The organism is Scandinavium lactucae (assembly GCF_033843265.1).
Taxonomy (GTDB): domain Bacteria; phylum Pseudomonadota; class Gammaproteobacteria; order Enterobacterales; family Enterobacteriaceae; genus Scandinavium; species Scandinavium lactucae.
Map to the genome: position 1 here is coordinate 48,849 of NZ_JAWXRD010000030.1, position 23,352 is coordinate 72,200.

A 23,352-nucleotide genomic window follows, 5' to 3' on the forward strand; every position below is an offset into this window, starting at 1 on the left:
ATGACTGACTTCCCTCCCAGCTTATTGATCTTAAATGGCAAAGGTGCCGGTGAACCTGCACTGCGCGAAGCCATAAACCAGTTGCGTGAGGACGGCGTGGAAATCCACGTGCGCGTGACATGGGAGAAAGGCGATGCGGCGCGCTATCTGGACGAAGCCTGCCGGTTGGGCGTGGCAACGGTGATCGCTGGCGGCGGCGACGGCACCATCAATGAAGTCGCCACCGCGATTATCCAGTGCGAAAACAGCTATATTCCGGCGCTCGGCCTTCTGCCGCTCGGCACCGCTAACGACTTTGCTACCAGCGTCGGCATTCCGGATGAACTCGAAAAAGCCCTGAAACTGGCGATTGCAGGCAACGCCACGGCGATTGATATCGCGCGGGTCAACGACAAAACCTGCTTTATCAATATGGCGACCGGCGGGTTCGGGACGCGGATCACCAGCGAAACGCCAGAGAAACTGAAAGCAGCGTTAGGCGGGGTGTCGTATCTGATCCATGGCCTGATGCGCATGGATACCCTGAAAGCCGACCGCTGTGAAATTCGCGGTGAAAATTTCCACTGGCAGGGTGACGCGCTGGTGATTGGGATTGGTAACGGGCGTCAGGCGGGTGGCGGGCAGCAGCTTTGCCCGGATGCCTTAATCAATGACGGGCTGTTACACCTGCGTATTTTCACCGGTGAGGAACTGCTCCCAGCCCTGTTTACCACCCTCTCCCGCCCGGAAGAGAGCCCAAACCTGATTGATGGCGTATCGTCATGGTTTGAAATCACCGCCCCGCACGACATCACCTTTAATCTTGACGGAGAACCGATGAGCGGACGGGAATTCCGGATCGAAACCCTGCCACACGCCCTGGAATGCCGTCTGCCGCCGGGTTGTCCTTTATTGCGCTGATAACAAAAAGCCTCCTGATTCAGGAGGCTTTTTGGTTATGACGACCATCAGGCGATGGTAACGTTCTCGTCCAGATACACGTCCTGCACCGAGTTAATCAACTTCACGCCCTCGGCCATCGATTTCTTGAACGCTTTACGGCCCAGAATAAGGCCCATCCCGCCCGCACGTTTATTGATAACTGCGGTGCGAACGGCGTCGACCTGGTCATTGTCCCCTGCAGCCCCGCCAGAGTTAATCAACCCTGCACGGCCCATATAGCAGTTTGCCAGCTGGTAACGCACCAGATCGATCGGGTTCTCGGTGGTCAGCTTGCTGTAAACGCGCTCGTCGGTATAACCGAAGTTCACCGCCTTGTAACCGCCGTTATTCTCCGCCATTTTCTGCTTCACGATATCGGCCCCAATGGTCGCCGCCAGATGGTTGGCCTGACCGGTCAGGTCGGCGGAGACGTGATAATCCACGCCATCTTTTTTAAAGTCAGCATTACGCAGATAGGCCCACAGAACCGTCACCATGCCCAGTTCATGCGCGCGTTCAAACGCGGCGGAGATCTCTTCAATTTGGCGGCGCGACTCTTCAGAACCGAAATAAATGGTCGCCCCGACCGCCACCGCGCCCATGTTGAAGGCCTGCTCAACGCTGGCGTACAGCGTCTGGTCAAAAGTGTTCGGATAGCTAAGCGTCTCGTTGTGATTGAGCTTCACAAGGAAGGGTATACGGTGCGCATAGCGGCGCGACACACTCGCCAACACGCCATAGGTCGAAGCCACACAGTTACAGCCGGCTTCAATCGCCAGCTCAACAATGTTTTTTGGGTCAAAATAGAGCGGATTAGCGGCAAATGAGGCCCCCGCAGAGTGCTCAACGCCCTGGTCTACCGGTAAAATAGAGAGATAGCCGGTGCCCGCCAGACGCCCGGTGTTGTACAGGGTCTGCATGTTCCGCAGCACGGCCGGGGGACGGTTATTGTCAATCATCACGCGATCGACATAATCAGGGCCGGGAAGATAGAGCTGTCCGGACGGAATGGTCATGCAACGATGCTGTAAAAGGCTGTCGGCGTCTTTGCCAAGCAACTGCGCAATATCAGTCATAGTGATAACTCCCGTAAGTGCCAGCGGCGCTGGCATGAATGTCCTGTGCCCATGTTTAAGGCAACCCTAAGCCTGGTCTTCTGAGCGCGATTTTGCCAGCCCATTTGTGCGCTTTTAAGCACATTCCGCTGGCACGATTCAGGTACGAAAAAGTGTTAAGTCGCTCATGGAATCACCGCAAAGGTATTTAAAAGGTATTATCAAATGGTAGTGTGCAGGCGTACCTTACCTGTCATGAAGGATTTAAAGATAAAAACTACAGTGAAGCTGTCGTTCATGATGTTCGTGGAGTGGTTTATCTGGGGGGCATGGTTTGTGCCTCTGTGGTTATGGCTGAGCAAAAATGGCTTCAGCGCCGGGGAAATCGGCTGGTCGTATGCCTGTACTGCCATCGCGGCGATCCTCTCGCCCATCCTGGTCGGCTCGCTGACTGACCGCTTCTTTCCGGCGCAGAAAGTATTGGCAATATTGATGTTTGCCGGGGCGATCTTGATGTACTTCGCCGCGCAGCAGACCACCTTCCACGGCTTCTTCCCGTTACTACTGGCCTACTCGCTGACCTATATGCCGACCATCGCCCTGACCAACAGCATCGCTTTTTCCCACGTGCCGGACGTCGAACGCGATTTCCCGCGCATTCGCGTGATGGGTACCATAGGCTGGATAGGCTCCGGCCTGGTGTGCGGTTTCCTGCCGCAAATGCTGGGTTATAGCGATATTTCTCCGACCCGCATTCCGCTGCTTATCACCGCTGCCAGCTCGGCGTTACTGGGCGTTTTCGCGCTGTTCCTGCCGGATACGCCGCCAAAAAGTACCGGTAAAATGAGTCTGAAAGTCATGCTCGGTCTGGACGCGCTGGTGCTGCTGCGCGACAAAAACTTCCTCGTCTTTTTCTTCTGCTCGTTCCTGTTCGCAATGCCGCTGGCGTTCTACTACATCTTTGCCAACGGCTATCTGACCGAAGTCGGGATGCATAACGCCACCGGTTGGATGACCCTCGGCCAATTCTCCGAAATCTTCTTTATGCTGGCACTGCCGTTCTTCACCAAGCGCTTTGGTATTAAAAAGGTATTATTATTAGGTCTGGTGACCGCGGCCATTCGCTACGGCTTTTTTGTCTATGGCGGCGCAGAGCATTACTTTACCTACGGCCTGCTTTTCCTCGGTATTCTGCTGCACGGCGTGAGCTACGATTTTTACTATGTCACCGCCTACATCTACGTGGATAAAAAAGCGCCGGTGCAAATGCGCAACGCCGCGCAGGGGCTGATTACCTTGTGCTGTCAGGGCTTCGGCAGCCTGCTCGGCTACCGTCTGGGCGGCGTAATGATGGAGAAAATGTTCGCCTACAAAACGCCGGTCAACGGTCTGACCTTCAACTGGGCCGGGATGTGGACCTTCGGGGCGGTGATGATCGCCGTGATTGCCGTGCTGTTTATGCTGTTCTTCCGTGAATCGGACAGAGAAATTACCGCCATCCCCGTCGATAGCGACGCGCGCGACATGGCGATGACACATGAGGAAGTGAAATGAAATACCAACGAATTCTCGGGGCCCTGTACGGCCAGGCGTTAGGCGATGCGATGGGGATGCCATCAGAACTGTGGCCGCGCTCGCGCGTAAAAGCACACTTCGGCTGGATTGACCGTTTCCTGCCAGGCCCGGCGGAGAACAATGCCGCCTGCTATTTCAACCGCGCGGAATTTACTGACGATACCTCGATGGCGCTGTGCCTGGCCGATGCGATTATCGAATGCGACGGCGAGATCGTGCCGGACGTGATTGGCCGCCACATTCTGGCGTGGGCCGAAGGCTTCGACGCGTTCAATAAAAACGTGCTCGGCCCGACCTCGAAAATAGCGCTGAACGCCATTCGCGATGGAAAACCGGTCAGCGAACTGGAAAACAATGGCGTCACCAACGGGGCAGCGATGCGCGTCTCCCCGCTGGGCTGCATGCTGCCGACTGCCAACCTCGATGCGTTTATTGATGCAGTGGCGCTGGCTTCCAGCCCGACGCACAAATCCGACCTCGCTCTGGCTGGCGCGGTGGTGATTGGCTGGGCCGTCTCCCGCGCGGTAGATGGCGAAAGCTGGCAGAACATCGTCGATGCCCTGCCCACCGTCGCCCGTCAGGCCCAGGAAAAACGGGTGACCACCTTCAATGCGTCGCTCTCAATGCGTATTGAGCTGGCGCTGAAAACCATTCGCGAAGCCCACGGCGTGGAATCCGCCAGCGAACAGCTTTATCAGCTGGTCGGGGCAGGCACCAGTACCCTTGAATCCGTAGCCTGCGCGATTGCGATGGTCGATCTGGCAGGTACCGACCCCAACCGCTGCGCCATTTTGTGCGCCAATCTGGGCGGCGACACCGACACCATCGGCGCGATGGCCACCGCCATCTGCGGGGCGTTGCACGGTATCGATGGGATAAACCCTGCGCTGAAACAGGAACTCGACGCGGTGAACCAGCTCGACTTTGACCGCTACGCCACCGCCCTGCTGCACTATCGCCAACGGCGGGAGGAACAATGCTGAATGACAAACTGAGCCAGCTCCGGCAGCAGCACCCGGTAACGGTCATCGGTTCGGCGGTGATTGACGTCATCGCCGACGCCTACGCCCTGCCCTGGCGCGGCTGTGACATCGAATTACAGCAGCAGAGCGTCAATATTGGCGGTTGTGCGCTGAACGTGGCGGTGGCACTGAAACGTCTCGGCATAGAATCCTGTAACGCCCTGCCACTCGGCCAGGGCGTATGGGCCGATATCGTGCGCAACAACCTGACTCGCCAGGGCATTCACAGCCTGATTGAAACCGACAAGGGTGACAACGGCTGGTGTCTGGCGCTGGTCGAACCGGACGGGGAGCGTACCTTCATGTCGTTTACCGGGGTGGAAAATGCCTGGGACGACGACTGGCTGGCGCGTCTGCCGCGGCACACTGACGGCCTGGTTTACCTCTCCGGCTATCAGCTTACCGCCCCCTGCGCCGAACGGCTGATTGGCTGGCTGGAAGCATCCCCCGGCGTGACGGCGCTGATCGACTTTGGCCCGCGTATTGCGGATCTGCCTCCGGCACTGTTCGCGCGGATCATGGCCTGCAAACCGCTTATCACGCTGAATCGCCAGGAAGCCGACATTGTTGCCGAACAGCAGTCGTTTCCCATCGATGTTGAATCGTTAGGCAAAGCCTGGCTTGAACGCTGGCAGGCACCGCTGATAGTGCGCCAGGATAAGGACGGCGCGTGGTATTTCAGTGAGGCGGCATCTGGCCAGGCTGCGGCCTTCCCGACCACGGTAGTCGACACCATCGGCGCAGGCGACAGCCACGCAGGCGGTGTGCTGGCAGGATTGGCCTCAGGATGGTCGTTGGCGGAAGCGGTCACGCTGGGGAATGCGGTCGCATCCTGGGTAGTCAGTCACCGCGGCGGCGACTGCGCTCCCACTCGCGACGAATTACTCCTCGCATACAAACACGTATAAATCGCTGCGGCAGTAGCTGATGCTGTACTCAATCGGCTGCTGCTGCTGATCCAGCGCCACCTGCTTAATCACCAGCACCGGGATTTTGTCATCCATTTTAATGTGCGTCTGGAACTCAGCGTCCGGCATCCTGGCGCTGACGCGTGACCGGGTCCGCTGGGGGTAAATATGCTGGCTGCGAAAATAGTCGTACAGTGAAATCCCGATGTCGTCGGCATCCTTAATCAGATGCGACGGCACCCACGACTCCTCAATCGACACAGCCTCCTCATCCACATAGCGGATACGCTTAAGCAAGAAAACCTCGCTTTTCGGCTCCAGTGCCAGCTGTTCGGCCACTTCCGACGGGCATTCCACCACGCGCTTGTTGACCCACAGCGTGTCCGGTTTTTTGCCGCGCAACACCACCTGCTGGGAAAAACCACGCGCCTCTTTCAGGGAATACTCAAAGATGTTGTTGATCTGGGTGCCATAGCCACGCGCCCGCGTGACCACGCCTTCATCTTCCAGGGTCTGCATCGCCTTGCGCACAGTAATGCGCGACACGCCGGTAAGCTGGCTCAGATCACGCTCGCCGGGCAAAATATTGCCATGTTCCAGCCAACCGCTGCGCACCGCGTTCTTTACCGTTTCGGCAAATTTCAGGTATAGCGGCGTGTTATCGGCGGCAGCGATGCGCTCGTTCAGTTGCGCGAGAAGCCGGGTATGCGCTTGTTCCATCTCTGGTTTCCTGGCGAAAAGTTTCAGTCAGTATACTACCACCATGCGTGAAAATGATGCACCGGCCCGATGCCGCTCCCGACCTCCAGCGAGTCCGCCAGTGCCAGCGCCGCCGACAGCCAGGCTTTGGCTTGCGGCACCGTTTCCCGCCAGCTGTTATAGCGCGGACGCAATGCAGCTAAGGCCGCCGACAGCGTACAGCCGGTGCCATGGGTATTTTTGGTCAGCACGCGCGGCGCGGTAAAACGCATTTCGCCCTCGTGGGTAAACAGCCAGTCCGGGCTTTCGGCGTCTTCCAGATGACCGCCCTTCATCAGCACCGCCTCGCAGCCCAAGGCCCGCAGCGCCCGGCCCTGCTCGAGCATTTCCTTTTCATTACACGCGTGAGGCGCATCCAGCAGCGCCGCGGCTTCCGGCAGATTGGGAGTAATAAGTGACACCTGCGGCAACAAGCGCTTACGCAACGTAGCGATCGCCGACGCTGACAGCAGCGGATCGCCACTTTTCGCCAGCATCACCGTATCGAGCACCACATTAGTGATGTGATAATGTGCCAGACGCTCGGCCACGGCTTCAACGATGTCCGTTTCTGCCAGCATGCCGATTTTAGTGGTGTCGATGCGCACATCGCTAAACACCGAGTCCAGCTGCGCGGCGACAAAATCGGGTTCGATGCGATACACCGACTGCACGCCCCGGGTATTCTGCGCCACCAGCGCGGTGACCACCGAGCAGCCGTAGGCCCCGAGTGCCGAAAACGTTTTGAGATCCGCCTGAATCCCGGCCCCACCACTTGGGTCCGTGCCTGCAATGGTGAGCGCGTTAATCCGCTTCATGCCTGGCCCTCCGCATACAGCGCATCCAGAAATGCCGCCACGAAGCTGCCCGGCCCGGTGCTGATTTCGGTCGCTACCCCGCCTGCTCGTTTCATTAATCCGCAGGCCGCCGCGACGTTATCGAGCCTGTCGCCCGGCAGCGAACAGCTCGCCGCTACCACCGCCGAAAGCGCGCAGCCGGTGCCGACCACTTTGGTCATCAACGAGGAACCGCCGGTAACCCTCACCGTGCGCCGCCCGTCGGTGACGTAATCTACCTCACCGGTGACCGCCACAACGGCAGAAATTTGACGCGCCAAGGCCTGGGCGGCAGGCAGCGCGGTGGCAGCGGTATCGGTAGTATCCACGCCGCGCCCGCCGCGACTCATACCCGCCAATGCGAGAATTTCAGAGGCGTTGCCACGAATAGCAGCAGGCTGAAGTGACAACAGCTGCTGGCAAAATTCTGTCCGCAACATGAGCGCCCCCACTGCGACCGGGTCGAGCGTCCAGGGTTTATGGCTGGCGTTTGCACTTTCCACCGCGGTTCGCATCGCCGCCGCACGGGATTGCGTCAGCGTACCGACATTGATCAACAATGCATCGGCAAGCGCGGCAAACTGTGGGGCTTCAACGGCATCAATCACCATCGCCGGTGACGCACCGATCGCCAACAACACATTCGCCGTAAAGGTTTGCACCACATCGTTAGTCATGCAGTGAACCAGCGGCGAACGGGTACGAATAAGATGTGAAGTGTGCGCGAGCTGCACGGAGTTAAGCAGGTCAGGTGGCATAGTTCGCTCCTGCCAGCTGGTAAGAAGCGATACCCTGCGCGGGTCTCTGACTTCCCTACGCTGGCATTATCCAGATCAGGTGGTACGGGTATTTCTCAGCCTTCACAAAGAAGGGCACCCCGAGTCATTTGGTAACCATTAGGTTACCGCCAGCAAGGTTAGGGGAAGTTGTTTGTTGAAGCAAGCCAACCAACCCGCCTTCTGACATTTGCCTCTTAACACAGATTTCCCTGATACGATTTTCACAAATAACAGGTATCCTAAGCCGATCAGGCTCAGGCCCCGTGTTTACTGAACTCCCAGGTACATCTTTGTATGCGAAAAATGTGTAAAGTGCCGCTACTGCTGGCATTGCTGTCGTGTTTTATGCTGACGCCGTTTCTGGCCCAGGCGGATGATAGCCAGGCGCAACCCGATGTTGAACAACCGGTAAAGGTTAATGCCAACATCGCGTTACCCGCTTTGCAAAAACGTCTGGATGCGCTGAAGCAACAGGTCTCTACCGCGAAGGTGGATAAGCAATTCACGGCGCTGAACGATGAAGCCCAGCAGCTGGTTAGCGATGCCGACAAGCTCGCCGTGGCACTGGCCCCGCAACTGGCACAGGTTCAGGCTCAGCTGGATGTCCTTGGCCCACCGCCTGCCCCCGGCACGCTGACGGAAACCCCGCAGGTCGTTAGCCAGCGTAAGCAGCTCAATAACAGCAAAACACTTCTCACCACCCAGATTGAGCAAACCAAAGCCATCGGTGTGGGTGCGCAGAACTTGTCTGCTCAAATCTTTGGTTTACGCCGTGATGCGTTGAAAACCCAAATTGCGCTGAACACTGGCAGTATTCTCGGGCAGAAGTTCTGGTCCCCGCTGATTAATCCGGCCGAGAAAGATGCCGCACGCTTTGATGCTTTTGGTTCACAGGTTAGTGATGCCTGGAGCCAGGCATGGAGCGAAGAGTGGCGTGCGGGTTCCGGATTCTATCTGTTACTGGCGCTGGTTATTGGCCTGTTTGGACGCAAAGCATTAGATAAACCCGTTGGCTGGATCCTGCCGCGCTGGTTGCCGCAGGGTCGATTCCGTCGCAGTTTTCTCGCCTGTTTCACCACGCTCAGCACGATGTTTACGCTGGGCATCAGCATGCAGCTGTTGGTTTATATCTTCACACGGTTACCGGATACCGCTCAGCCGGTGCTGGAATTTGCCGATCAGCTGGTCGAGCTGACCTATTTCTCGGCGATCATCGCCGGGCTTGGGATTGCCTTGCTGTCGAACAATCACCCTTCCTGGCGTCTGCCGGGGATTGCCGATTCGCTGGCGAAAACACTCGGCTCGTTCCCGGTCCTGCTGGCGACGTCTATCTTCATCTTTGGCATCATCGAGCAGCTCAACGCCCTGGTCGGGACCAGCATCGCCGCCACCCTGTTTGGCAACGGATTGTCGGCCCTGTTGGTGGCGCTGAACTGTCTGATAGCGCCGGTACGTGTGAACCGAATGCGCCGCAAAATGCGCGCCGAGGGTGAACAAACCGAAGCGCGCTCAACGATTGCGGGTCTGATTCATCTGGTGATCAGCCTGACGGCGGTGGTGATTCTGGGTGCGCTGCTGATCGGTTATATCCCGCTGGCCCGCTTTGTCACCTTTGAACTGCTGTGGATTGGCCTGGTGGTCAGCTGTCTGTATCTGCTCATTCATTTCGTGGTCGATCTCTGCGACAGCGTGTTCTCCCCGTCCACCCAAAGCGGTAAAATTCTCAAAAGTACCCTGAGCCTTAACGATCGTCACCTGTCCCTCGCCGCCACGCTGTTCTCGGCGGTCGGGAAAACCTCGCTGTTGTTGATGGCCGCCATCGCGCTGCTCAACGGGACGTTCGGCACCACCACCCCGGTGGAGTTATTGAAAAAAATTGTCGATATCTGGGGCGGTGAAGGTATCGGTGGCGTCAGTATTATTCCGGCGCATGCTCTGAATGCGTTCCTGTGTCTGGTGATTGGCTGGTACGTCTTACGCTCCATCCGTCGCTGGCTGGATAACGACTTCCTGCCAAAAACCATGATGGATCGTGGCCTACGAGCGTCGCTGGTCACGCTATTCACCAACGTTGGCTATGTGCTGATCATCATGCTGACGCTGTCTATGCTCGGCATCGAATGGAACAAGCTGGCGTGGATTGTCAGTGCCCTGTCGGTAGGTATCGGTTTTGGTTTGCAGGAGATTGTGAAAAACTTTATCTCCGGTCTGATCCTGCTGACCGAACGTCCGGTCAAAGTGGGCGACCTGGTGAGTATCAGCGGCGTCGAGGGGGATATTCGGCGGATCAACGTCCGCGCCACGGAGATACAGCTCAGCGATAAATCGACGGTGATCGTCCCTAACTCGCAGCTGATATCGCAGAACGTACGTAACGCCACCATGGGGAATGCGCAAGGCGTGGCGACCATTACCCTGACCTTCCCGCTGGATATCGATCCTGAACAGGTGCGTAACCTGTTGCTGATGGCCTACACCCTACACGAATCTATTCTGGAAGCTCCCGCGCCATCGGTCAGCTTCAAGGAGTTAGGGCCGAACGGGATTGTGCTTAGCGTAACGGGTTATGTGAATAGCCCGCGCATGGTCAGTTCAACGCGTAGTGATCTGCTGTATGAAATTCTTAAAATGTTACGCGAGGCGAATATTAGCCTGAGCCAGACACAAACGATGATCCTCGAACAGCCGCCTAAACCGGTGACCGAGGAATAATTCACAGGGCCACCCTGGCGGTGGCCCTTAATTTTTATAAACACGCTTCACTCCCGCGCCAGACGTCGCCATTCTTCACGCGTGATCTCCCACAGTTCTGAATCCAGTTCACCCGAAACGTATTGCGCTTTTTCCGTACGGACCAGACGCATACCGCTGCGGCTGGAAAGCTGTCGGGAGCGGTCATTCACCGCCGCTTTCGGCGCTCTGAGCACTTCTTTACCCAACGTTTCAAACCAGAAATGATTCACCGCCTCGCAGGCTTCGCTCATGAGCCCTTGCCCCTGAAACTCCGGCACCAGCCAGAAACCACGGTTGTTATCCGGCAGATCCATTAACGAAATCACGCCAATCAGTTCCTGATCGTTATCCTTGTGACGCAGCGACCAAAACCAGCCTTTACCGTTTCGACTGGCCTCCAGTGCCACGTTATCCACATAGTGCTGCGCCGCGCCATCGGGGAACGGCCACGGCACGGAAGCGATCAGATATCTTACGATTTCCCAACGCGGGAATTTGCGCTGAATTTGTATGGCGTCTTCTGAACACAGCGGTCGGAGAATAAGCCTCGACGTGATGATTTCCGGTGTCGTTATCATTGTCCCTCTTAACAATTAGTTAGGTGCTAATCCGTTATCACGTCAAAAAGTGTGCGCAACGCCAGTTTCCCCGACGGGGTAACTGCCACCTCACGGTATCCCGGGGTGCGAGTTAACCATCCTTTCTACTGACAATGCAGAAGCAGCGCGGCCCCCACACTACCACCAACATGATATCGCCGTTCGCTCCAGTCAAGGCAGGCACAACACGCTTTCCGTTTGCTCTCATCACCAAGCGCAATGCCCAGCCGGGAAAAATGATCGCGTCCGGTTTCGGTGAGCGCGGTACCATCCGCTTGCAGCCAGCCCTTTTTTACCAGTGAATCATACAGCCTGACAGCAACCTCACCCGCCAGATGGTCGTAGCAGGTTCGCGCCTTTCTGAGTGAAACAGGGGTACGAACGATCGGTGAAGGGTGACTTATTCCTGACAGGCCCATCAGCTGTTCGAGTAGTTTAGCGACATCGCTGCCCGTCAGACGGTAATAACGATGTCGCCCTTGAGATAGACATGAAATCAGGTTGTTTTGCAGCAACCGAGCAAGATGAGCACTGGCCGTGGAGGCGGAGATATCCGCCACGGTAGCCAATTCCGTTGCCGTCCACGCGCGGCCATCCATTAAGGCACACAGAATTTTCACCCGAGACGCATCTGCCAGCGCCGCAGCAAGGCTCGCCATCGAATATTCCAGCGCACTGTTATTCTCGGTGTCATCCTGGGGCTTGTGCATGGTTACCTGCTGTTTTCTGCCCACGACCTTGTCACCTGGGCAGCTTTATGTGGATTGTCCGTCACCAGAATTAACCGGTTAGTGTGATCGCTGTATTGCGTAAGAATGGCGATACCATTCTGCGCAAGCGTTGCCGCAATCGCGCCAAGCTCGCCGGGTCGCTCCTGTTTTAATTTGCGGATAAGCGGCGTGCAAACAGCGACAACTTCAAGTCCGGCGTTTTCCAGTACCGTTCTGGCCTTCTGACCATCATCGACAAGAAAATGGGCATGGGCGCAATCCCCGACCGTAAAGACGCCACCACCTTCCAGGCCCACGCCCTGTTCGCCAAGCGTAATGCCTAACAGCGCAAGTTGGCCAGGTGTATTATCCAAAATAACGTGAACATCATTCATGATGAATCCCCTCTTGCGCAGTGAACGAATATTCACGAATGAGTTTCGCCACACGGATTTGATAAGTGGCAAAGACCGACGCCCTCCCCTCCGCCTGGGCCTGCTGGTGCATCATGTTTTTTTTCCAGGCTAACACTGCCTGTTCATCCTTCCACCATGAGAGTGAAAGAACTTTGCCAGGCGTGGTAAGACTCTCAAATCGCTCAATCGAGATAAATCCCTCCACCTCTGTCAGGAAGGGTTTAAGTTGCGCGGCCAGCGAAAAATAGTGGTCCTGCTTTTGAGGGGAAAGGGTCGCTTCGAAAAGTACAGCAATCATGTTATAGCCTCGGTGGTGGTATTAACGAGGACTATAACGAACAGAAAAACGGATACTTCGTTGAGGAACGAAGTATCCAGACGTGGCGACAGGTCCGCAATCTCGCGTAAACGGCAGAAATCGTCCACGGAGGGAACGGTGTCGATGAAAGTCTAGGATGCTGTCATTAAGAAGGACTCCGGATGAACAGGTCCTTCATTTTTTTAGCAGAAGTGAAAGTAAAGGGGTGATCGTCAGACCGATTCTTCTTCCCGTGCAGCAGTTGGCTGATAGTAGAACGCCCCCGCTTCGCAGTGGAAGGTGGAGAACGCCGATGGGCGGCGGAAGTAGTAGCCCTGCGCTTTATCACAGCCGAGAGATTTAAGTTTCAGCTTCACAGCCTCATCTTCGATACCTTCGGCGATCAGCGGCACGTTAAAACCGCTGGCCAGGACGATCAGCGAATTGATCACCGATTGCGCTTTTTCATCGTCGATCACGCCCATCACAAAATTGCGGTCGATCTTAATGCTGTCGAACGGCAGCGCGTGCAGATAGGACAGGCTGGAGAAGCCGGAACCAAAGTCATCCAGCGAGATAGAGACCCCATGCCGGCGCAGATAACCCAACATTTTGCCGATGCGCTTCATGTCCTGCATCAGCACGCTTTCGGTGATTTCAATACAAATGTTGCGGTTGGTCAGGCCACTGGTTCGCACGGTATCCATCAGATGCCAGGCAAAGTCCTGTTGTAACAACTGAATAGCGGAGACGTTGATATGTAGCAGAAAATCGTGCGGCGCACCGCGGGCAATCATGGCTGCCAGCTCACGGCAGGCCTCCTCAATCACCCATTTACCCAGCGGTACAATCAGGCCACTTTCCTCGGCCAGCGGAATGAAACGTGCCGGAGGAATGTCGCCCAGTGCTTCAGAATGCCAGCGCAGTAGGCACTCACCCTCCCGGCAATGGGTTTCATCGGACTGATCGATAATCGGTTGTAGCACCAGATGAAACTCCTGCTGATGGATAGCATCGTTCAGGTGGGCATGAAGCTTGATGTTGAACAACTCCTGCTCGTACATCTCCTGCGTGAAGAGCGTCACCACCCCGTTTCCAAGCGCCTCGGCCTGCTGCAACGCCATCCCTGCCCCACGATGAACGCTCGAGAAGTTCTCTTCACTCAGCGTCTCGAGCATCATGCCGACATTGCCGGTATAGACGTACTTTATCTCGGCGGTCTGATGTTCATTAGCCTCGCCCCTGAACAGGGATGACAGCACGTCGCGGTAGTGCAAATACTCTTTTTGCTGGTTCAGCCCTGGGAAGATAACCAGCAGCTTGTCCGTTGTGTCGCGAGCAATCAGCGTCTCACTCGGCAGTAAGTCACGCAGCCGCGAGACGAACTCGTTGATAAAGACGTCACCAAACTCGGTCCCCAGCACATTAACAATGTTGTACATATTGCTGATGTGGATAAGCCCAACCATGTTGCGCCGCTTATACAGCGCCGGGTTATGTTCCAGACCCGCGCGGGTCCATAGCCCGGTGGTCTCATCTTCTTCAATCTTTTTCCGTTGCAGTTCAAAGCTTTCAGCGAGCTTATGTGACAACGCCATAAAAGTGGTTTCCAGCGAGGCGATTTCGGGGAAGTGGCGTTTATCCGGCGACGGTGTCCAGCGGTGAGTCACCAGTTCGTCGGCTTTACGGGCCATCTCCTGCAACGGTCGCGTCGCGCGGGAAAGGACCCACCCCACCGCAAGAAACCCGAGGCCGCAGGCGGTAAACAGCACAAGCATCACAAGCAGCCCATAACGAAGAATATCGTGAGTAATCGCGGTCGCCGGGCTAATAATCACGCCTTTCCAGTTCAGCTGAGACTCCTGACCCTGTACCGCAAAGGTGTCGACATAGAAAGGTTTGTCATGCACCCGAATCGACAGCATGCCGGGAGTGTTTTGTTTCTCCAGCGCTTTGTTGGCTTCGACAATCTCTGGCACGCCGGTCTGCGCCAGGGTTTGCAAATTCAGTTTATGACTTGTGGCGGTAAACATCTTTTGGGTCAACGCCGGATCGGATGAGGCCACCAGTTCATTTTTCTCATTCACAATCAGCAGGATGCTTTCCGGGAACGGCTTAAACTGTTGCAGATTGTTGTTAAGCTCGGAGAAGTGCAGCTCGCTGGCGACCACGCCCGCGAACTGACCGTGGCGATCGAAGGCTGGTGAGCTCCAGGCGATGCCCGCCGTGAGCGAGTCGTCGTAGTCGCGGAACGGTCGGCTCCAGTGCGAACGGCGATCCGCATCGACGGATTTGTACCATTCGCGTGATGGCGTATCAAAGTGGGTAATCACTTTTTCAACCCGGGTGTCCTGGCTGAAATCGCTGAAGAACATGAGTTTGTTATCGGTACCGGCATCCTTCACGACCAGATAATTTTCCTGTAAACGGTCATGAGAAACACCAATGATATCGCCGTTAATGCTGCCAAATTCGACCATGTCGAGATAGTCGCGTTCGGAGAATACGTTACTGATATTATTAATGAGCAAGCCCGATAAATCACGTACCGCGAGGGTGTTCACATCTTCACGGCCAATGGCGTTAACCACGATTGCATTCGACTGCTGCGGAACATTAATGTAATTGTTGATTGTGCGCTCGAGGGTCTGTTTTTTCGCATTCAGGATAGTCTCACTGATGGTGTCGAGAAACGCATAGCCCTCAAAATGCAAAAACGTGTACATGGTGACCAGCACCACGAAGAACGTTGCCGTCAGCGTCAGCAAGATGGTTTTCGTCAGCGACAGGGGATATGCCTTGACGGAAAATTGTTGTTTAAGGATTTGCATAGTGCGCCTCAATTTCCGGTCTGCGGGTTATTCTGGTCGCACAACAAACTGGCCATCGACCGCGACAAAATCGGCAAATGGTTTTGGTCGTGAGTAATAATATCCCTGTGCCAGGTCGCATCCCATTTCACGCAGTTTGGCGGCCATTTCTGCCGTTTCCACACCTTCTGCCACCAGCGGCACATTAAAGCTTTGGGACAGCATCAGTACGGAGGCGATCACTGCTTCACTTTTCTTATCCTCCAGCACGTTACGGACAAATCCCCGATCGATTTTCAGACAGTCGAACGGCAGCGAATGCAGGTAAGAGAGGCTGGAATAGCCCGAGCCAAAATCATCAATCGCCACTGAAATTCCCAGCCGACGCAAATAGGCAAGGACCTCGACAATTCGATGCGTGTCATGCAGCAGCACGCTCTCGGTGATTTCAATGCAAATATTGCTGTTAGCCAGTTCGTAGCGATGAATGCATTCCAGCAAGTGGCGGGCGAAATCAGGCTGTTGCAGCTGTACCGCCGAAATATTGACGTGCAGTTTGAAATCCGTCGGCGCACCGCGGGCAATGAATGTCGCCAGCTCGCGGCAGGCAGTATCAATAATCCATTTCCCCAGCGGGACGATCATCCCGGTATGTTCAGCCAGGGCGATAAAGCGGTCCGGCGGCACGAAACCGAGCACGTTGGACTGCCAGCGAATCAGGCACTCGCCTTCTTTGCACTGCGCCGGATCGTCATAAGGCACAATCGGCTGTAGTACCAGATGGAAACCTTCGGCCTGTAGGTCGTCGCGCAACGCCTGATGCAGGCGCAGGTTGTTCACTTCTTCCTCACGCATCGCCGGGGTAAACAATACGCAATCGCCGTTGTGCTGACTCTGTGCATGCTGGACTGCCAGGCTGACGTTACGCAGGCATTCGCTGAAATGTTCTTTGCTCAGCGGCGCGATAATCATTCCCGCATGTCCGGTGAAAATATGCGATTCCCCCGCTATTTCACTTGAGTTCATGCGGAACACCGATGAAATAATTGAGCGATACCACGCCACGTCTTTGCTTTCAAAGTTACCCGCAAAGGCAATGATGAAAGTGTCCTCGCGATCGCGACAGCAGAGTGCGCCTTCCGGCAGAATGGCGCGCAGACGTTCGGCAAAATACTGAATGAATTCTTTGGCCAGCACGCTACCGAGCGCATTTTTGACCGCGTCAAAATTGCTGACCTTGAGCATCGCCAGCAGATTACGGTTATCGTACAGCGCGGGTAGCTGCTTCAAGCCGCCCAGCGTCAGGAACCCAGTCTCTGCATCCTCTTCCAGATGGGTGCGGGCGGCGAACGATGGGCTGAATTCGGACACCCGTAAGAGCGCTTCATTCAGGGCGACCATCTCCGGGAACAGACGTTTTTTCGACACTTTTATCCATGGCGTGAACCCAATCTGTTTGACCTTGCCGACCGTCTCTTTCAGCGAACCGGTAAAACGCAGAATGACCAGGCTGAGCACCGCCATCAGCAGTAAAAACACGATCACGCAGCTCAGCGAAATCATCAGATGTAGTTGATGCGTGGTGGCGAACGTGCTCTGACGCGGAGCTATCAGTACCGCATGCCATTTGAGTAAATATTCCCGGTCCTTAACATCAAAGACCGTGGACAGATAATGTTTATCTTCGACACTGAAAACCCTGACTTTGCCTTCGCGGCTATCCTCTTCCTGATGGATAAGCGAAGCGGGCAATTTGCCGATTTCCGGTGCGTTATCGGAATGGGCGACCACCTGTTGGCGGTTGTCCACAATGAGAAGGGCGTAATCATTGCCAGGTAAAAGCTGTGCCAGATAGCCGTTCATTTTCCGCGGTAAAATAGCGCTGGAAATGACCCCGGCAAACTCGCCGTGTTGGGTATAAATCGGCAGATGATAGACCGCAATCCCCCCCTGAGCGCTGGTCTCAGTGGTCCACCACGGGTTACGCTGATGCTGAGCCTTGATAAACCACGGCTGACGGCGTACGTCAAAATTGTTACGAGTATGAACAATATTGCTTTGTTCGCTGAGGCCGCTGTAGCTTACCAACCGCATCAGATCCTCGGCGGCGGTTTGTTGCAGATAAACACGACCGGTATCACTATTGCGGGTCACAGAAACTAAGGTGCCGTCCGCATCGGCCCAGGAGAAACTTTGCAGCGCCGGAACATCATTGAAAGCGCGGGAACCGAGAGACACCAGTTCAGGCCGGATTGTGTCGGCGTTGATCCCACCTTTCCCGCCCTCCAGATACTGCTGCATCAGGTGACTGAGCCGATGCGGGTTATCCAGAAAGTCTTCCAGCTGGTGCTGCGCCATCGCGCTCTGGCTGTTCAACAACTGCTGATTCAGCTGGTTGCCGGCATGACGGGACTGATAGTTCAGCAACCCAGAGGCAAGCAGGATCATGAGCAGTAGTGCAACCAGCACAATAAGCATGACGCTTTTCAGCAAGGTGAAGGGGTAAGCTTTCTGGGAAGACTTTTCCATAAATTGGGTGTCTGAATAAACTCTAAAGAGATCGGGTAAATTAAAGGGTGCCGTGGCCTCAGGAGGCAAACGACACCGGCTGTTTGTCCATCAGAGATGGCGAAGCGCAGGTACGATTACGCCCTGACTTTTTCGACTGATACAGATAGCTGTCGGCCTCTGACAGCAGCCGGTCAAAGACATCCACCAGTTGTCGGCGTGCGGCCTGGCCGTGGCTTAGCCCAATGCTGACGGTGAGCGACAGTGTGTCGCCATCCCATTCCACCTGCATGTGTTCAATTTCGGCGCGAATTTTTTCGGCCAGGCGATAGCCGTTCCCGCCGCAGGCATCTGGCATAACGACGGCAAATTCCTCGCCGCCCATGCGCGCCACCAGGCCCTGTGCGCCCACAATCTGCGTCACCCGGCGGGCAAATTCTGCCAGTACGGTATCGCCACAGTCATGGCCGTGGGTGTCGTTAATGTGCTTGAAGTGGTCGATATCCAGCAGCAGCACATTCAGCGGCGTAGCGTTTGGCTTTTTCTCATGGGCTTTAAGCTGTTCATACAAGCCGAAACGCGAATAGACCTGGGTCAGATAATCGTAATTGGCGCGGGCGGAAAGCTGTTTGACCAGGTTGTTGATCGCCAGCACGCTGACCGCCACAATCACCGGGCTGACGGCAATCGAGGCAATGCCCATTCGGGCGGAAAATATCTGCGTAAGGTTCCCGGACAAACCGTTATGCACCCAGTGCGCATCCACCATCAGTACTTCCGCCGTACCGGTCAACATCGTCAACAGACAGGTCGCAGGCAGGGAATAGCTCAGCGCGCACCACACCAGCGCGGGTAAGATCATCGACAAACTGCCAATGCCGCCACTGATTGCCGATAGACACATCGACAATATCAACAGACCCAAGGGCATCATCTGACGCAGACCAAACTGCTTCGGTAAAATTACCCCCGTACAGGTCAAGGCGAAGGGCAGGATCAGCACGCTGGTAGAAAAAGACTCACTCAGCCAAATCGGGTACAGCATCCAAAACGACTGGCCGCTGTCCAGTGAAAAGCCATAGGCTCCAGGAGCAGAAAATATTACCGCGCACAGCAGACAATAAACAAAAAGGCGCAGAACATTTATTTTTAGATATTCCGCACCGTTCCTTTTTTCGCGCAAAATCAAATACGTTAATAGCGCCACAAAACCAATGTTAGAAAAAAGAGTCAAGACTGTTTCGATTGTGAACGTTACGCGACAGACGCTCCAGAGCAATAAAGTCAGCAGGCAGATCGAATAATAATAAGTGCGATTAAAAAATTCATTTCGGATAAATATCCCGACCAGCACCGCGTTCATTGGCCAGAACAGCGCCAGGTGTCCTTCCTGCTGTAACGCCCTGCCCGCAAGATACAACGCTAGCGTCGTCGCGATGAGCGTGACGGTATTCAATAGCGTATTTTCCTCCTTCAGTATTTCTGAAGGATGAATAGTCAATTTATGCATTTATCGTTAGCTTAATAAAGGATGGCCGCCTGATATAGACAGTCTGGCATTAGTAGGATAATCATAATCCCCGATTATCACAAACCTAAAGGCTTCCAAAAATAAATATCACCTCGACGCTGAAAATAGAAGTCGGCACTGTTTTAAATATGAATTTGTACTATCGGATACGTAACGCGGTAAATAACAGGTCGGTGCTGGCCGATAAAACACGCCAGCACGAAGGGGTCATTTAGGCAACTGATGCAGAATGGTGGCGCACTTTTCTCTCACCGCATCATACAGTAAGCGTACCGCTACCGAGAGCTGCTTGCGGTGCGGGCAAATCATATTCAGGGGCACGCTGTCACCCTGATACTGCGGCAGAATCATCCTCAATCGCCCCTCGGCGATATCCTCGCTGACATCGAGCCAGGATTTATTGGCGATTCCTTCTCCGGCAATTGCCAACCGACGAATGACCTCTGCATCATCGCTCATAATGCTGCCGGTCACCGGGAATTCATGGCGTTCTCCGGCATGAAAGAGTGTCCAGCGATCGAAGATCCGACCGCGTAGCACATAGGTTAAAGCGTTTTGCGTCTGTAACTCCTGTGGGGTTTGCGGTTCACCGTGACGCGCTATCCAGTCGGGAGAGGCGACCAGCACCCGCCGGTTTTCCGCCGCCACCGGCAGCGAAATAAACGACGCATCGTCGTTAGTGCCGTAGCGAAACGCGACATCCACCGGATCTTTAAATACGTCAGTGCGGCTATCGGAAAACAATATGCGCAGCCGCAGCGCCGGATGGCGACGGCGAAAATCCTGGAAAACCGACAGCAGCAGGTTGCGTCCAAGGTCAGACGGCACCGCAATCTGTAATGTGCCGCGGACCTCATCTTCCGGGGCCTGAATCTTCTGTAAACCCGCCTGAAGGGTGTCGAGCATCTGGGTGGCAAACGGAAGCCAGGTTTCGCCCTCCGGGGTTAAGCGCAGGCTGCGGGTCGAACGGGCAAAAAGCCGGATGTTGAGCTGCGTTTCCAGCCGTTTAATCGCCGCACTCACTTGAGCGGGCGGAATGCCCGCTTCACGCGCGGCTTCGCTGAAACTGCCCTGCGCTGCTGCGCGGACAAACAAGTTCAGATCTTCCAGTCTGAGCATTTCTCTCTCCTGACGTTCACTTTCACCGGGTCAACGCGAAAACCGGAATCGTCTCAAAAACCCTGACATCGGCGTCAGACGCAGGCTTTAGCGGTATTCTTTCGAGGTTTGCTTACACTTTTTAGCCCGTAAAGTGCTTGCCAGCAGGTACGTGCTTCGTGAATGATACGGGGCGGTAAATTTATGTCCAGGCTATCGAGTCAAAGGATGTGTGGAGAAGGTATGCGTAAAACAAAAATGATGCTTCTGGGCGTACTGCTGGCGACAGCAGGTGCGGTATCCGCTGCACCAGCAACGGTGGCGACTTCCGGGATCCAGAAATATGAGTTGAAAGAATTCATTGCTGATTTCACCCATTTCACCGTTGGGGATACCGTCCCGGCAATGTATCTCACCGAAGAATACAACATCAAACAATGGCAGCTGCGTAATCTGCCTGCGCCGGATGCAGGTACCCACTGGACCTACATGGGCGGGAACTACGTATTGATTGGCGATGCCGACGGCAAAATTAGCAAAATTTACGACGGCGAAATTTTCTACCATCGTTAATACCGTTGAGAACTGTGAGCGTTTCTCTGGCGCTCACGGTGTTTTCTGCCACTGTCTGGAGGCATTATGATCATCCGCCCAGGACTCCCCTCTGACCGTCCTTTTCTGCGTACCCTGTACCTGCGAGCCCGTAAAATCAGCTGGCGGTGGGCCGACAGCAGCGACTGGCAACTCGAAGACTTTGATGCCGCGACGCTTAATGAGCAAGTGTGGGTTGCGGAAATTGACGGTCATCGCGTGGGTTTCGCCTCGGTCCGGGAAAGCGATAACTTTCTGCATAATCTGTTTGTCAGTCCTGACTGGCAAGGCCACGGCGTGGGTACTGCGTTGCTCAAACAGGTGCAAAGCACCTTTACCAGCACCGGCGCGCTGAAATGTCTTATCCAAAACGCGTCCGCGCTGCATTTTTATCATCATCATGGCTGGCATACCGAAGCGCGCGGGGCTTCCCCGGATGGCGACTACTGGTTACTGCATTTCCGTTTAAACAGATAAACCCCCGCCCCCGCGTTACATTTTTTCATTCAATTTTGAGAGGCTCCTTCCGGGAATAGTCCTTGTCAGCCTCCTCTCAGGGATTACAATGCACTGTATAAATAACCAGCCATTGTTTAATTCTGGAGACATCATCATGGAAGCGACCGCCGTCTGGACTCACCCTTTACTTTTCGTCAACGTCGAGCCTGAAACCGATTTTACCGAGGTGGCAGAGCACTGCGAAAATCTTGCCGCCAGCGCGCTGGAAGCTGAGCATATGCAGACCCAGCATGAGCTGTATCAGCGTCTGCACGAGTGCCTGACGCAGCTTCAACCCACGCTGCTCGACCCGATCCCCGATAACCTCATCGCCCAGTTCACCGTCAACGAGATGCCCAGTACCGAGCCGGTGATGGATACCGAAACGGAGTTGCTGTGTGAGTATTGTCTGGCGCTGAGCCATCTGCTCTCGGGTAATCCGCTGAGCCTGAGCGTGGAGGAAACATTGCAGGGCCTGCTCTATGAACTGACCTGTTTTATGACCGATACCATGTTGGCCCCGCGTTGGCTGAACACCCCGCAGGGGTTGCAGCCTATCGCATAAAAAAAGCCACCGGGCGGTGGCTTTCGGGGACTGCGGGCAACGTCTTACACGGCGCGGAAGGCGATATCACCCGGAATGACTTCGCCCTGCCAGTAAAGTTGCGCGGCAACACGACCCCCCAGCTGGCGGTAGAGCGTGGTGAATTCGCTGTCGGGACGCGCCACAACCGTTGGCGTACCCCGGTCGAGATCTTCGCGCAGGTTGATGTGCAGCGGCATCTGCCCTAGCAGTTGGGTGTGATACTGCTGCGCCAGACGTTCTGCGCCACCGGTGCCGAAAATAGGCTCATGGTGACCACACTGGCTGCAAATGTGCATGCTCATGTTCTCGACAATGCCGAGCACCGGCACCTCGACTTTCTCGAACATGACAATGCCTTTCTTTGCATCGGTGAGTGCGATGTCCTGCGGCGTAGTCACCACCAGCGCACCGGTCACAGGAATGTTCTGCGCCAGCGTGAGCTGAATGTCACCGGTCCCCGGCGGCATATCCAGCACCAGATAATCAAGATCGGGCCACAGGGTTTCCTGCAGCATCTGCATCAGCGCTTTGCTGGCCATCGGGCCACGCCAGACCATCGCGTTATCGTCGGTGACCAGATAACCAATTGAGTTGGTGGCCAGACCGTACTTAAGGATCGGTGCCATATGGGTGCCATCCGGCGACGTTGGGCGCTCACCTTCGGCACCGAGCATCATCGGCACGGACGGCCCATAGATATCCGCATCGAGGATACCGACCTTTGCACCTTCCGCCACCAGTGCCAGCGCCAGATTCACCGCAGTGGACGATTTGCCCACCCCGCCTTTGCCCGAGCTCACGGCAATGATGTTTTTCACCCCGTTAATGCCCGGCTGGTTTTTCACGCGTTTGAGGGTGGCAATCGCATGCGACAGCTTCCAGTCGACCGCTTTCGCGCCGGTAATGCGCAGCAGATCGGCACTGCATTGCTCTTTCAGCTCCTCGAACGCGCTATGCCAGGCAAACGGCATTTGGATCTCAACGTGTACGGTGTCATCGAGCCACGCCACATGATGCAGGGCTTTGAGAGCGGTAAGATTGTGCTTCAGGGTTGGGTGCTGAAAATTGGCCAGCGTGCCCGCAACCATTGCGCGCAGACGTTCCGGGGATTTGGCCTGGGATTGTGAACTCATCCCGACT

At 55.4% G+C, this 23,352-nt stretch carries 20 protein-coding genes, 1 pseudogene and 1 riboswitch; of the genes and pseudogenes, 8 read left to right on the forward strand and 13 right to left on the reverse strand.

The features are described 5' to 3' along the window. A complete protein-coding gene (gene yegS / locus SIK69_RS12315) occupies window positions 1-900 on the forward strand; it encodes a lipid kinase YegS (RefSeq protein WP_319628975.1) in 900 nt (299 codons plus the stop codon). 47 nt (window positions 901-947) lie between these two features. Here yegS and fbaB read toward each other — a convergent pair whose 3' ends face one another. Next, a complete protein-coding gene (gene fbaB / locus SIK69_RS12320) occupies window positions 948-1,997 on the reverse strand; it encodes a class I fructose-bisphosphate aldolase (protein WP_319786188.1) in 1,050 nt (349 codons plus the stop codon). Between the two features lie 249 nt (window positions 1,998-2,246). Here fbaB and SIK69_RS12325 point away from each other — a divergent pair, with 249 nt between their 5' ends. Genes SIK69_RS12325 through SIK69_RS12335 form a run of 3 tightly spaced genes read left to right on the forward strand, consistent with a single transcriptional unit; the run spans window position 2,247 to window position 5,481 of the window. Further along, the gene (locus SIK69_RS12325; protein WP_319628973.1) at window positions 2,247-3,530 is read left to right on the forward strand and encodes a nucleoside permease; all 1,284 of its coding nucleotides are present in this window, start codon (window positions 2,247-2,249) and stop codon (window positions 3,528-3,530) included. Beyond that, window positions 3,527-4,534 carry an ADP-ribosylglycohydrolase family protein gene (locus SIK69_RS12330; protein ID WP_319786189.1) on the forward strand — a complete coding sequence of 336 codons (1,008 nt, stop codon included), beginning with the start codon at window positions 3,527-3,529 and terminating at the stop codon, window positions 4,532-4,534. Before SIK69_RS12325 ends, SIK69_RS12330 begins: the two co-directional genes overlap by 4 nt. Further along, entirely contained in the window at window positions 4,528-5,481 is a 954-nt protein-coding gene (locus SIK69_RS12335) for a PfkB family carbohydrate kinase (protein WP_319786190.1), read from the forward strand. Before SIK69_RS12330 ends, SIK69_RS12335 begins: the two co-directional genes overlap by 7 nt. Here the strand turns inward: SIK69_RS12335 and SIK69_RS12340 are convergent. The 3 genes from SIK69_RS12340 to thiM are packed head-to-tail and all read right to left on the reverse strand — an operon-like array spanning window position 5,455 to window position 7,813. After that, window positions 5,455-6,201: a GntR family transcriptional regulator gene (locus SIK69_RS12340; protein WP_319628970.1), complete on the reverse strand. Its 747-nt coding sequence runs from the start codon at window positions 6,199-6,201 to the stop codon at window positions 5,455-5,457. The two genes, SIK69_RS12335 and SIK69_RS12340, sit on opposite strands and share 27 nt — an antisense overlap. Before the next feature lie 35 nt (window positions 6,202-6,236). Then, window positions 6,237-7,037: a bifunctional hydroxymethylpyrimidine kinase/phosphomethylpyrimidine kinase gene (gene thiD, locus SIK69_RS12345; protein ID WP_319786191.1), complete on the reverse strand. Its 801-nt coding sequence runs from the start codon at window positions 7,035-7,037 to the stop codon at window positions 6,237-6,239. Continuing rightward, complete coding sequence (gene thiM, locus SIK69_RS12350) at window positions 7,034-7,813, reverse strand: hydroxyethylthiazole kinase (protein ID WP_319786192.1); 780 nt, start codon at window positions 7,811-7,813, stop codon at window positions 7,034-7,036. The genes thiD and thiM overlap by 4 nt, the downstream gene beginning before the upstream one ends. Window positions 7,814-7,848: 35 nt before the next feature. Further along, a riboswitch (TPP riboswitch) is annotated at window positions 7,849-7,945 on the reverse strand. Window positions 7,946-8,128: 183 nt separating this feature from the next. On the opposite strand from thiM, the gene SIK69_RS12355 reads away from it, so the two are divergent. Then, on the forward strand, window positions 8,129-10,546 hold the full coding sequence (locus SIK69_RS12355; protein WP_319786193.1) for a DUF3772 domain-containing protein: 2,418 nt from the start codon (window positions 8,129-8,131) through the stop codon (window positions 10,544-10,546). A 47-nt stretch (window positions 10,547-10,593) separates the two neighbouring features. On the opposite strand, the gene SIK69_RS12360 is transcribed toward SIK69_RS12355, so the two are convergent. The 8 genes and pseudogenes from SIK69_RS12360 to SIK69_RS12395 all read right to left on the reverse strand — a co-directional run bounded on the left by SIK69_RS12360 (window position 10,594) and on the right by SIK69_RS12395 (window position 20,558). Then, the gene (locus tag SIK69_RS12360) at window positions 10,594-11,142 is read right to left on the reverse strand and encodes a GNAT family N-acetyltransferase (RefSeq protein WP_319786282.1); all 549 of its coding nucleotides are present in this window, start codon (window positions 11,140-11,142) and stop codon (window positions 10,594-10,596) included. Between the two features lie 29 nt (window positions 11,143-11,171). Beyond that, window positions 11,172-11,876 (reverse strand): annotated as a pseudogene (locus SIK69_RS12365) (ArsR/SmtB family transcription factor). 2 nt (window positions 11,877-11,878) lie between these two features. Next, window positions 11,879-12,271, reverse strand: coding sequence for an amino acid-binding protein (locus SIK69_RS12370; protein ID WP_319628963.1), 393 nt, complete (start codon window positions 12,269-12,271; stop codon window positions 11,879-11,881). Beyond that, window positions 12,264-12,590: an antibiotic biosynthesis monooxygenase family protein gene (locus tag SIK69_RS12375; RefSeq protein ID WP_319786194.1), complete on the reverse strand. Its 327-nt coding sequence runs from the start codon at window positions 12,588-12,590 to the stop codon at window positions 12,264-12,266. Before SIK69_RS12375 ends, SIK69_RS12370 begins: the two co-directional genes overlap by 8 nt. A 233-nt stretch (window positions 12,591-12,823) precedes the next feature. Further along, complete coding sequence (locus SIK69_RS12380) at window positions 12,824-15,421, reverse strand: bifunctional diguanylate cyclase/phosphodiesterase (protein ID WP_319786195.1); 2,598 nt, start codon at window positions 15,419-15,421, stop codon at window positions 12,824-12,826. Between the two features lie 27 nt (window positions 15,422-15,448). Continuing rightward, on the reverse strand, window positions 15,449-17,929 hold the full coding sequence (locus SIK69_RS12385) for a bifunctional diguanylate cyclase/phosphodiesterase (RefSeq protein ID WP_319786196.1): 2,481 nt from the start codon (window positions 17,927-17,929) through the stop codon (window positions 15,449-15,451). Between the two features lie 58 nt (window positions 17,930-17,987). Beyond that, a complete protein-coding gene (locus SIK69_RS12390; protein ID WP_319786197.1) occupies window positions 17,988-18,953 on the reverse strand; it encodes a GGDEF domain-containing protein in 966 nt (321 codons plus the stop codon). Between the two features lie 693 nt (window positions 18,954-19,646). Beyond that, window positions 19,647-20,558, reverse strand: a complete 912-nt coding sequence (locus SIK69_RS12395; RefSeq protein WP_319786198.1) for a LysR family transcriptional regulator — start codon at window positions 20,556-20,558, stop codon at window positions 19,647-19,649. Window positions 20,559-20,780: 222 nt separating this feature from the next. Between SIK69_RS12395 and SIK69_RS12400 the strand changes: the two genes are divergently transcribed. From SIK69_RS12400 to SIK69_RS12410, 3 genes are all read left to right on the forward strand, one after another. Further along, window positions 20,781-21,110 carry an RcnB family protein gene (locus tag SIK69_RS12400; RefSeq protein ID WP_319628957.1) on the forward strand — a complete coding sequence of 110 codons (330 nt, stop codon included), beginning with the start codon at window positions 20,781-20,783 and terminating at the stop codon, window positions 21,108-21,110. Between the two features lie 66 nt (window positions 21,111-21,176). Further along, window positions 21,177-21,605, forward strand: coding sequence for a GNAT family N-acetyltransferase (locus SIK69_RS12405; protein WP_319628956.1), 429 nt, complete (start codon window positions 21,177-21,179; stop codon window positions 21,603-21,605). 136 nt (window positions 21,606-21,741) lie between these two features. Then, the gene (locus SIK69_RS12410; RefSeq protein ID WP_319628955.1) at window positions 21,742-22,191 is read left to right on the forward strand and encodes a hypothetical protein; all 450 of its coding nucleotides are present in this window, start codon (window positions 21,742-21,744) and stop codon (window positions 22,189-22,191) included. A 44-nt stretch (window positions 22,192-22,235) separates the two neighbouring features. Here the strand turns inward: SIK69_RS12410 and apbC are convergent, their stop codons facing one another. Beyond that, window positions 22,236-23,345, reverse strand: a complete 1,110-nt coding sequence (gene apbC / locus SIK69_RS12415; protein ID WP_319786199.1) for an iron-sulfur cluster carrier protein ApbC — start codon at window positions 23,343-23,345, stop codon at window positions 22,236-22,238. Window positions 23,346-23,352 lie beyond the last annotated feature (7 nt).

Excerpts from the sequence above, each read along its gene's own strand:
- fbaB (WP_319786188.1), bottom strand. The coding sequence starts at position 1,997 with ATGACTGATATTGCGCAGTTGCTTGGCAAAGACGCCGACAGCCTTTTA.
- SIK69_RS12380 (WP_319786195.1), bottom strand. The coding sequence starts at position 15,421 with ATGCAAATCCTTAAACAACAATTTTCCGTCAAGGCATATCCCCTGTCG.
- SIK69_RS12385 (WP_319786196.1), bottom strand. The coding sequence starts at position 17,929 with ATGGAAAAGTCTTCCCAGAAAGCTTACCCCTTCACCTTGCTGAAAAGC.
- SIK69_RS12340 (WP_319628970.1), bottom strand. The coding sequence starts at position 6,201 with ATGGAACAAGCGCATACCCGGCTTCTCGCGCAACTGAACGAGCGCATC.
- SIK69_RS12405 (WP_319628956.1), top strand. The coding sequence starts at position 21,177 with ATGATCATCCGCCCAGGACTCCCCTCTGACCGTCCTTTTCTGCGTACC.
- SIK69_RS12400 (WP_319628957.1), top strand. The coding sequence starts at position 20,781 with ATGCGTAAAACAAAAATGATGCTTCTGGGCGTACTGCTGGCGACAGCA.
- SIK69_RS12375 (WP_319786194.1), bottom strand. The coding sequence starts at position 12,590 with ATGATTGCTGTACTTTTCGAAGCGACCCTTTCCCCTCAAAAGCAGGAC.
- SIK69_RS12410 (WP_319628955.1), top strand. The coding sequence starts at position 21,742 with ATGGAAGCGACCGCCGTCTGGACTCACCCTTTACTTTTCGTCAACGTC.
- SIK69_RS12395 (WP_319786198.1), bottom strand. The coding sequence starts at position 20,558 with ATGCTCAGACTGGAAGATCTGAACTTGTTTGTCCGCGCAGCAGCGCAG.
- SIK69_RS12370 (WP_319628963.1), bottom strand. The coding sequence starts at position 12,271 with ATGAATGATGTTCACGTTATTTTGGATAATACACCTGGCCAACTTGCG.
- thiM (WP_319786192.1), bottom strand. The coding sequence starts at position 7,813 with ATGCCACCTGACCTGCTTAACTCCGTGCAGCTCGCGCACACTTCACAT.
- SIK69_RS12335 (WP_319786190.1), top strand. The coding sequence starts at position 4,528 with ATGCTGAATGACAAACTGAGCCAGCTCCGGCAGCAGCACCCGGTAACG.
- apbC (WP_319786199.1), bottom strand. The coding sequence starts at position 23,345 with ATGAGTTCACAATCCCAGGCCAAATCCCCGGAACGTCTGCGCGCAATG.
- SIK69_RS12355 (WP_319786193.1), top strand. The coding sequence starts at position 8,129 with ATGCGAAAAATGTGTAAAGTGCCGCTACTGCTGGCATTGCTGTCGTGT.
- thiD (WP_319786191.1), bottom strand. The coding sequence starts at position 7,037 with ATGAAGCGGATTAACGCGCTCACCATTGCAGGCACGGACCCAAGTGGT.
- SIK69_RS12390 (WP_319786197.1), bottom strand. The coding sequence starts at position 18,953 with ATGCTGTACCCGATTTGGCTGAGTGAGTCTTTTTCTACCAGCGTGCTG.
- yegS (WP_319628975.1), top strand. The coding sequence starts at position 1 with ATGACTGACTTCCCTCCCAGCTTATTGATCTTAAATGGCAAAGGTGCC.
- SIK69_RS12330 (WP_319786189.1), top strand. The coding sequence starts at position 3,527 with ATGAAATACCAACGAATTCTCGGGGCCCTGTACGGCCAGGCGTTAGGC.